The organism is Endozoicomonas sp. SESOKO3, assembly GCF_024606255.1.
The window spans coordinates 1-8,215 of record NZ_JAHHPR010000486.1; the positions used below are offsets into that span (position 1 = coordinate 1).

At 36.5% G+C, this 8,215-nt stretch carries 5 protein-coding genes and 1 pseudogene; all 6 read right to left on the reverse strand.

Going from position 1 to position 8,215, the window contains the following annotated elements:
* Window positions 1-55 precede the first annotated feature (55 nt).
* A pseudogene (locus tag KDK18_RS08325) lies at window positions 56-214 on the reverse strand (transposase); the annotation flags it as partial.
* 177 nt (window positions 215-391) lie between these two features.
* Window positions 392-1,168, reverse strand: coding sequence for a glycosyltransferase family 2 protein (locus KDK18_RS08330; protein ID WP_257254443.1), 777 nt, complete (start codon window positions 1,166-1,168; stop codon window positions 392-394).
* Window positions 1,169-2,228: 1,060 nt separating this feature from the next.
* Window positions 2,229-3,458: a glycosyltransferase gene (locus KDK18_RS08335; RefSeq protein WP_257254444.1), complete on the reverse strand. Its 1,230-nt coding sequence runs from the start codon at window positions 3,456-3,458 to the stop codon at window positions 2,229-2,231.
* Complete coding sequence (locus KDK18_RS08340) at window positions 3,455-5,788, reverse strand: polysaccharide pyruvyl transferase family protein (RefSeq protein WP_257254445.1); 2,334 nt, start codon at window positions 5,786-5,788, stop codon at window positions 3,455-3,457. The genes KDK18_RS08335 and KDK18_RS08340 overlap by 4 nt, the downstream gene beginning before the upstream one ends.
* On the reverse strand, window positions 5,788-6,600 hold the full coding sequence (locus tag KDK18_RS08345) for a phytanoyl-CoA dioxygenase family protein (protein ID WP_257254446.1): 813 nt from the start codon (window positions 6,598-6,600) through the stop codon (window positions 5,788-5,790). The genes KDK18_RS08340 and KDK18_RS08345 overlap by 1 nt, the downstream gene beginning before the upstream one ends.
* Window positions 6,601-6,645: 45 nt before the next feature.
* Window positions 6,646-7,947: a flippase gene (locus tag KDK18_RS08350; protein ID WP_257254447.1), complete on the reverse strand. Its 1,302-nt coding sequence runs from the start codon at window positions 7,945-7,947 to the stop codon at window positions 6,646-6,648.
* Between the last annotated feature and the right edge of the window lie 268 nt (window positions 7,948-8,215).

Below are 8,215 nucleotides of genomic sequence, written 5' to 3' on the forward strand. Positions count from 1 at the left end.
AACAAATATAAGCTACAGGTCAATATTTTCAGGAGGTTTCATGATTTTTCCCTGCTGGCACGGGCAACCCTTTATCTCTTAACTGTCTGCGCCAATTGTACAGGGTCTGCTCGCTAATGCCTTCTTCTTTGGCAACGTCAGGAACAGAGCGATTGAGGGGTGGTAAAAGCTTTTTCAATACAGCGGCTTTACGTTCTTCAGAATAACTAGGCACTATAACCTGTCTACCGCCCACTGTTTTATTAGTTGGTTAATTTGTAACCCGGACAACAATCCTGACACAGTGGGATGCCAAGAATAAATAAATTTTGAGAATGGACTATTTATGTGGCCTAGTATCACAAAAATCAAACCAAAAAATTTTAATAAATCTACCCACAGTAGTCCATTATCACTTTCCATGTAACATACCTAAATATTTCTTTATTATATATTTACACAAAATCCAATTGTGGATAACTTTTAGAGTTAGTGGATTTGCAATCTTGTTTTTAATCTTTATCCTATTGTATTCTTTTAAAACCTCTAGCTCTCTATTATTTCCAATACCATCATCTCTCCACTTTGCAACAATAACATCTTTCAACACTATTCTGGGAAAGCTTTTATATGCACGAAGTAAGTGTTCATAGTCCATACAAAAAGTATTATCTAAATCAAACAGACCATATTTTTCAAACAACGACCTATGAGTGAATAAACCTTGATGTGGTAGCGGCATTCTGAACAACAAACTAGATTTTTTAAATTTTCTCATATTTTTTGACAAATAAAGTACCCCCCCCTCCTTGTCTATTCTTTTTATTCTTGCAGAAACAAGCATGACCTTTTGGCAATCCACTCCATTCATAACCTCAGCAATAGCATTATTGCTGCAAAAACCATCACCGTCACCTTGAAAATTCAAAAAATCACCTGATGACTGCAAAACCCCTTTATTAAATGCATCAGATATACCTTTATCTTTCTCACTAATCCAATATTTAATATTTCTTTCATATTTTTTAATTATGTCTACCGTTCCATCAGTTGAGCCACCATCAATAATAATATATTCAATATTTTTATAAGTTTGGTTAATAACACTAAGTATGGTCTCTTCAATATGTCGTTCACCGTTAAATACTGCTGTAATTATTGAAACAGTCGGCTCATCAATTTTAAACATTACAAAACTAGCCTTTTATTCGATTTAAACTCTCGACAAAATCGTAAAACCACCTGCTTAGCAAGCTCTTCAGAAAGATAGCCTGCGCCCATAACGGCTTTTTTTATTTTCTCTTCAGACCTGCTTTGGAGGTTATCGTATTATTCAACAGATTGACTGCAATATCACTAAAGTCTGCGAAAATTACTGCTCCGACATTTATTCGGTAACGCAGGTAAAAATCATGGAAGCCTGGATTTTTCGAAATCTAAAAGCAATAGCGTTTGCTAACCTAAGAGCTATTTGCTAATAAAGAGAAAAATGACTAATGTTTTTGAAGCCTTAAGTGGGCTTGTTTTGAAGATTTTATAACCATTAAATCGTAGGCCATATATGCCGCTGAATCTCTGTGATAGCAGAGGCTTTCTAGATTTTACCCTGCCCTTGCCTTTATCGTAAGATCCTCTTGTTGTTTTCCATCAACTGCAATGATCTCAGCATTGGTTGCATGGTGGTAGGCTTGCACCCTCTCAATAAAGCATTTCTGGAATTGCTTTTAGCCTGAAAATTGTATGATGTGAAGGAATTCAGTATTCAAATTCACCATATCTTTTTAACCAATCCAATTTTTCATTGCCAAAGTTTTCAATTACTTCCCAGCCTCACAACACGAAATGATCGCACAGATGGTTAAGAGCAGAATATCAGCGAGTTTATGATCCACTTTCCATTGCTGACTCGCATCATATATGCCAGTTAGCTTACTCATGAAATAAAATGTATTCATTTCGAGAGCATACAAATCTTCTTATATAAGACAGTGAATGCTTATTTTACTCTACAGCTAGATGACCTTATAGCCATTGAGTCTACTGGATTCAGGGCTTTTCATAATTTTACCCTACCAGCAATCCAAGACTGTATTCGATCGCAGGATCGTTATTATGCCACATAGAGAGTTACCTTTGTTTTTGTTTAATGGTGATACTTCAAACTTAAGCGACTAACTCTCAAATTTAAAGAGGTGGTTTCACATCAGGTAGTGACTAATAAAAACTAATGGATATAAAATTTGATTCATTTACAAAATATGATACAAATCTTTATAAGAATCCGCTATTACTTTTTGACTGCGCTTTTCTTTGCTATGACAAACAATCTGATCTCTTTCAGCGGTTTTCTTTAGTCCATTTAATATCGATTGGGCTAGGTGCTGATAATCCAAAATCCTACATTTTTGACCTAACAATGGTGATGTTAATAAGTCAGGTATTCCACCTATATCAAACGCAACACAAGGAGTACCGCAAGCAAGAGCTTCGACCAGTGTATTTGGCAAATTATCCTGTAGTGAAGGAGCTATAAACAGATCTGCTGCGTTATACAAAAGACAGAGACTAATATCATCATGCAATCTTCCCATATAGTGTGTAATCAGGCCTAACTCTTGTTCAGTTGTTCCCTCACTTGCACCAAAAATAAGCAACTCAATATTTTCGGCCTCTCCCAGTTTTTTTAGCTTCTGTAATGCTGGTACTAGTAAATGGTAACCTTTTCGAGGATCAGATGTGCTCGACATTGCACCGAACAATAAATACTTCTTACTCTGAGATAGACCAAGCGTTTCTCTCGCCAAGTTTCGAGATAACGGTTTATAAACTGAATGATCAATACAATTATTAATAACCTTGACAGATTGATCAGCAAATAGAGTACTCCTTTGAACACAATCAGCTAACCAACTACTTGGTGCTACAATATGAAAACGTTTGTTAGACCAAGTTTTCTTTTTTCGCTGAAAAATCCATCGATCTAAATCTATCCCGCTATGCTCAGAATGACGCGACTCACGACTGTAACCTGCAGAATAACGTTCAGATGAAAGGTCATCATCATAATGTTCACAACCACTAAAAGACCACATATCATGTAATGTCCATACAATGGGCTGCTTCAGTGAAGCTATCTCACCTATTGATAACATTTCATTACCAACCCAATGCAAGTTCACTATATCTGGTGAAAGCTTATTTATAATGCGGGGCAAACCAGATGGAAAAAGATTCAACGAATGATGAATTGGGTTACCCGTTTTCTGAGCCTTTAGTATCCTTCTAGCAATTGTCGCAGCAGCTTTAACCCTTAATTTCTTTCGTAAACTCACAGTATGCACATAAGGGTCATCAGAACACTTATTAATAACAAGCATATGACTGTTCAGACCCACACTTCGCTGTGCCTGATGCAGCCTATAGGCTGCACGGGCAGCACCACCCTCCAAGTCGCTATAGCAGAGGTGCAGGATTTTCATAACGCCACTTCCTTCAGCTTCTCTCGCAATTTTGGCTCGAATAACAAGTCTTCTTTATCAATTGGATCTATTGAAGGTGCATCAAGTGCTAATTCGAGTGCATGAACTAAATCTTCCGATTTTAATTCAGTCATAGATAACGTGTGAACGTCAAACCGTTTTGCTAGAGAATGAACCTTTCCTTTACCGAGTGTATAGTCAAGAGCGATTGAATTGACGCCAAGCCCCAAGCCAAAAACTAAAGAATGAAAACGCATTGCCAAAAGAGCATCAGCCTTTCTGAATTCTTCACAATAGGCGATTGGCTCCATTTCTCTACCTAAAAGCGAGTAATCAATAGCTTCTGCTAATAGATTTTTATTTCTAAAAAGACGACGATAGAACCAACGATCATCAGAACCGAAGTGATTTGTACACATTGGCAAGGGCTTTATTATTATGTCAGGCTGACTTAATTTGAGATGGACTAAAGCATCTACAACAACCTTTTCATAGTTATCTCTTATCCATAGTGCTTCTTTTTCAGGAATATGTCGTGCATACCCTTGATAAGGAAAGTCACGCAACCCAAGCAACAATACCTTATTTTCATCATGTTTTTTTTTCTTAGGAAAATTACCATTAAACTGGGACAACCAGGTGAATGCAGGATCTTCGGCAATAGTATCATTCGCTGTTTCTATGCCTAGTTGCTTCGCATAAGCAAGCGATCTTGAATCACGATATACTCGTATATCTGCTAGTCGCAGTATTGAGGCTACGCTATTATTATGCCAACCACTTCCCAAGGGACCTACACCACAGCCAGCCACAATTGTGCATACTTTATGTGATTTGGCACGTTCGAAAATTGCCTGCATCGGTGCTAACGAATCAAGTGCCATTAATGGCCCGCCACCAAACACAACGTAATTCATCTGCTTAACTAGCCCTACACCCTCTTCAGGCGTAACAATTTCAACATTACGTAGTTCTTTCATTTGCCATCGGGTCATTTCAGTGACATAAGGATTTAGAGCAACTATTGTAAACTTTGATGGTCCACCTAATACTCTAATAAAGGTATTAATCACACCACCTAATATTCCCTTATCCCCAAGCGTTTCTGTGCCATACCAACCACATATTAGAATCTTCTTATTTGTTTCTCTCGGTATATCAATAGTTTCAGGCTGTGTACGAAAATATTCTATCTGTTTTAGAAATCTATGACGATTACGAATATTGTTTAAAAAGGTAAACCCTGGGAGCTTACGAACATTTTCTTTCAGTGTAAATTTCTCATCCAAACGTTCTAACAAAATTCGTCTATAGAACACAGGCTTTGGTAATCCAGTATAATCATGGTGACAATTATCACATTCGTTTTTGATTATATCTTTTAAGTGTTTGCTATTACCGAAATATGCCTGCATTGGGTCACCTTCAGCAATATTATCCATAAGAGGCTTACTCTTTACAGCACAATATGCTAACTCACCTTTAGCTGTTATAGTAGCCCCCCTATGTTTCCAGTCACACCCCGCTGCACGCGGTTTATTGTAAAGAATTTGATCAATCAATGAGCGATAAAAAAATATCTGCATTGGATTAGTTTCATAATTTTTAACCACTCCCTCCAGAAATTCAACCAGCTCGTACTTCTCTTCAAAAGTTAGGGCATAAGGGTCAAGAAGATTTTCAGTATATAATCGTTGATGTGGTATTCCTTGCCTGAATTTAATATAAAATCCTTCATGAATGCAGAATTCTAATAAATCAGGTAGTTCAAAAACATTCTCTCGGACGACTGTACACCCAACACTTACACTATCTACAGACCTAAACCCAGAAAGGAAAGAAAGTACTTTTTTTGCGTTTTCAAAGTTACCTCTTCTTCCGCGAACAGCATCATGAACATCTCCAAAACCATCTAAAGATACCATTACATCAAAATTCTTATCGAATGACTTAACGAGTTTACCCAGATTTTCGAGCTGCTCTATAACTTGTTTATGTTTAAAAGCATTCGTTATTATAGAGACGTACTGTAACTTCGGAAGTTTTTCTAGAGCAATCTCTACAAGCTGGATTAGATCTTTTCTAAGGGTAGGCTCACCACCATTGAACCCAATGGCCTCTACATTACTGAACAAGTCACTTTCAAATCCTTTCCTAAGCTCGTCAGAAGTAATATCTCTGCTTTGTTTATTTTCCCAAATACGACACATCTGACACCGAGAATTACAAATATCAATAACTGGAAACTGAATTACTCTAGGCTTTTTAAGTGCTAAGTTACTCTCAAATAATGAATTATAAAAATGATTGTACACTGATTTAATATTCATTATCTCTCTAATCCCCAAGTAGACAAAAATCTACCCAACTTGTTTACACCCTTAACTAACAAGCTTCTTTGATCAGCAACTCTAGGTGAATCAAATATTCTTTCCAAACTTTCGCCACAAGCCCCTTTAACAACAATCGGTGTTCCTCTTGGCGTGTAAATCTCATCAAAGTTTTGAAATGAAGCACGAAAAACTAAACGTTTATCACTAGTACTCATTTCATCACTACCATGCACAAGAAGTTGATTAAAAACCAAAACATCACCAGGATCTAATTCGACGTACATTACTTCATCAAGTTCAAGTTGACTTAAGTCTATCCTATCGTGATGTGTTTCACCCTCAACTCTATACCATGGAAGAAATCCCAAATTATGACTACCAGGGAATACCTTTAATGCACCAGTGCTCTTTTTTACTGGGTCGATTGCGCACCACGCTATATACTTAATCGGTTCTTCAGGCCTAGATACAAAGTCTTGATGCCATGGCACGCCGTTTTTTTTTCCTTTTGGTTTGTAAACAAGACTGTTTTCATACATAAAAATATTATCACCTAGTGCAGTAGTCAAAGCATCAAGGATCTTCTCGTTACGTACCATATCATTGAAAAGTGGATATCTCTGAACCAAATCGTATAGTACACCTTGATCTGCCCTATGCTTTAAATAATACTTCTCAAATGGGTCAGCATAATTCTTTTCAGCATATGAGATGATGGACTCCAAAAAAAATCGTCTTTCTGAAAGAAACTCTTCCGTAAATACATTACGTATTACTACAAACCCATACTTTTCAAATCCAAACTCCATTTCCCCTCCTTCTATCTATGGTTATAGATGAGACTAACCGCATAATTAAAACTTAAGTTCAGACTTAACATAGACCCAAAATCTACTATCAAAAATATAACGAAATGAAAGTAATTTTTCTTTACCCAAACACCTAAGCTCTTTAACAAAAACATCAAACAGCAAGAAAGAAGAAAGAAAACTGAGCACTATAGATATTGCAGCACCGCTGGCACCAAATCTAGGTATTAAAACCATATTTGATACAAAATTAACTATTAAGCCAAAAATATTCCTATACAAATTAAGTTTTAATTTTTTCTCTACAACCAGCCAAGAACCTGAAACCAGCCCCATTGATAAAAAGACGGACGCCCACACATGAATAATAAGAACAGTTGAACTTTGGCTGTATAAATCACCATATACTATATCTATCAACCATCCTCCAAAAAGAGTTACAAAAAAGGAAACAGCTAGAGAAATAATTATGACAACGCCGAAAAGATAACTTATCGCTTTCATATAATCTTCATTAGATATTTCTCTGAGTTCAACCAACTTTGGAAAAGTTGTAGCAACAATTGCAACAGGTACAAAATACCAAGCCTCACTTATCCTAAGGGCTGCAGAATAAATTCCAACTTCAGACTCCGATGCCATATAGAAGAGCATCAATTGCCCTTGCTTCATGAAAAGAATCGAAGAAAACCCAGCAATTATTTCAGGCCAAGATTCACTTAAAAGCTCTTTCGCCTTTCTAACTCTAAAAAAGTCAATACTTATTAAAGAGGTTTCATTTTCTCTTGCACAAAACCTCATAAAAAAAACAGCAATTAAAAAATACTCTAACAAAGTTACCGAGAGCAACCATGTAATACTAAGCCCAATATAAACCATAATGACTTTTGAAATAGCAGATAAAAAGAAAGCTATCGCTCTCAAAACACTTACTATACGAAATGAGCCAACCCCTTGCTCATAAAAATCCAAGACATCAAAAGCATTAAGTAAAACGCATAAAAAAGCAATAATAGAAAGTAGCGCCGACTGTTCAACAAAAAAATAAGATAACGCTACACAAACTAGTAAAATTATAATAGAAGCTGAGAATCGTAGAATAAAAGCAGTAGAAATAATTTCAGCCTTCCCTAAAAAACTATTAACTTTGGCCACTTCCCTGACAATGATTCTATTAAAACCAAGGGACGCTATTATCACGAAAACAGCAATAATTGCCAAGTAATAGTTTAAGACTCCAAAACCTTCTGGCTTTAAATGCCGAGCTACTAAAGCACTCACAAACACTGACAAAATGAGTCTAAATAATTTTTCCGAAATCACCCAAAGCGTATTCTTAACCACCATAATAAGAACTAATAAATTCCCTAATCAAAAAATGAAACGTAGTTTCTCAATAATTACTGCATGGCAAGAGGCGGCAAGATGATGAAAATCATTCCCTCCCACGATACTTTTTATCGGGTTTTCTGCCTGCTGAACCTAGAAGTATTCGAAGAATGCTTTACACGCAGGGTATCGGATACGTTGATTTAGCACGGCAAAATCATGAAAGTGCCAGCCCAGCAAGGACTTCAGCCAGATAGCGTGTACTCATAGCGGCTTTCTTTTGTTT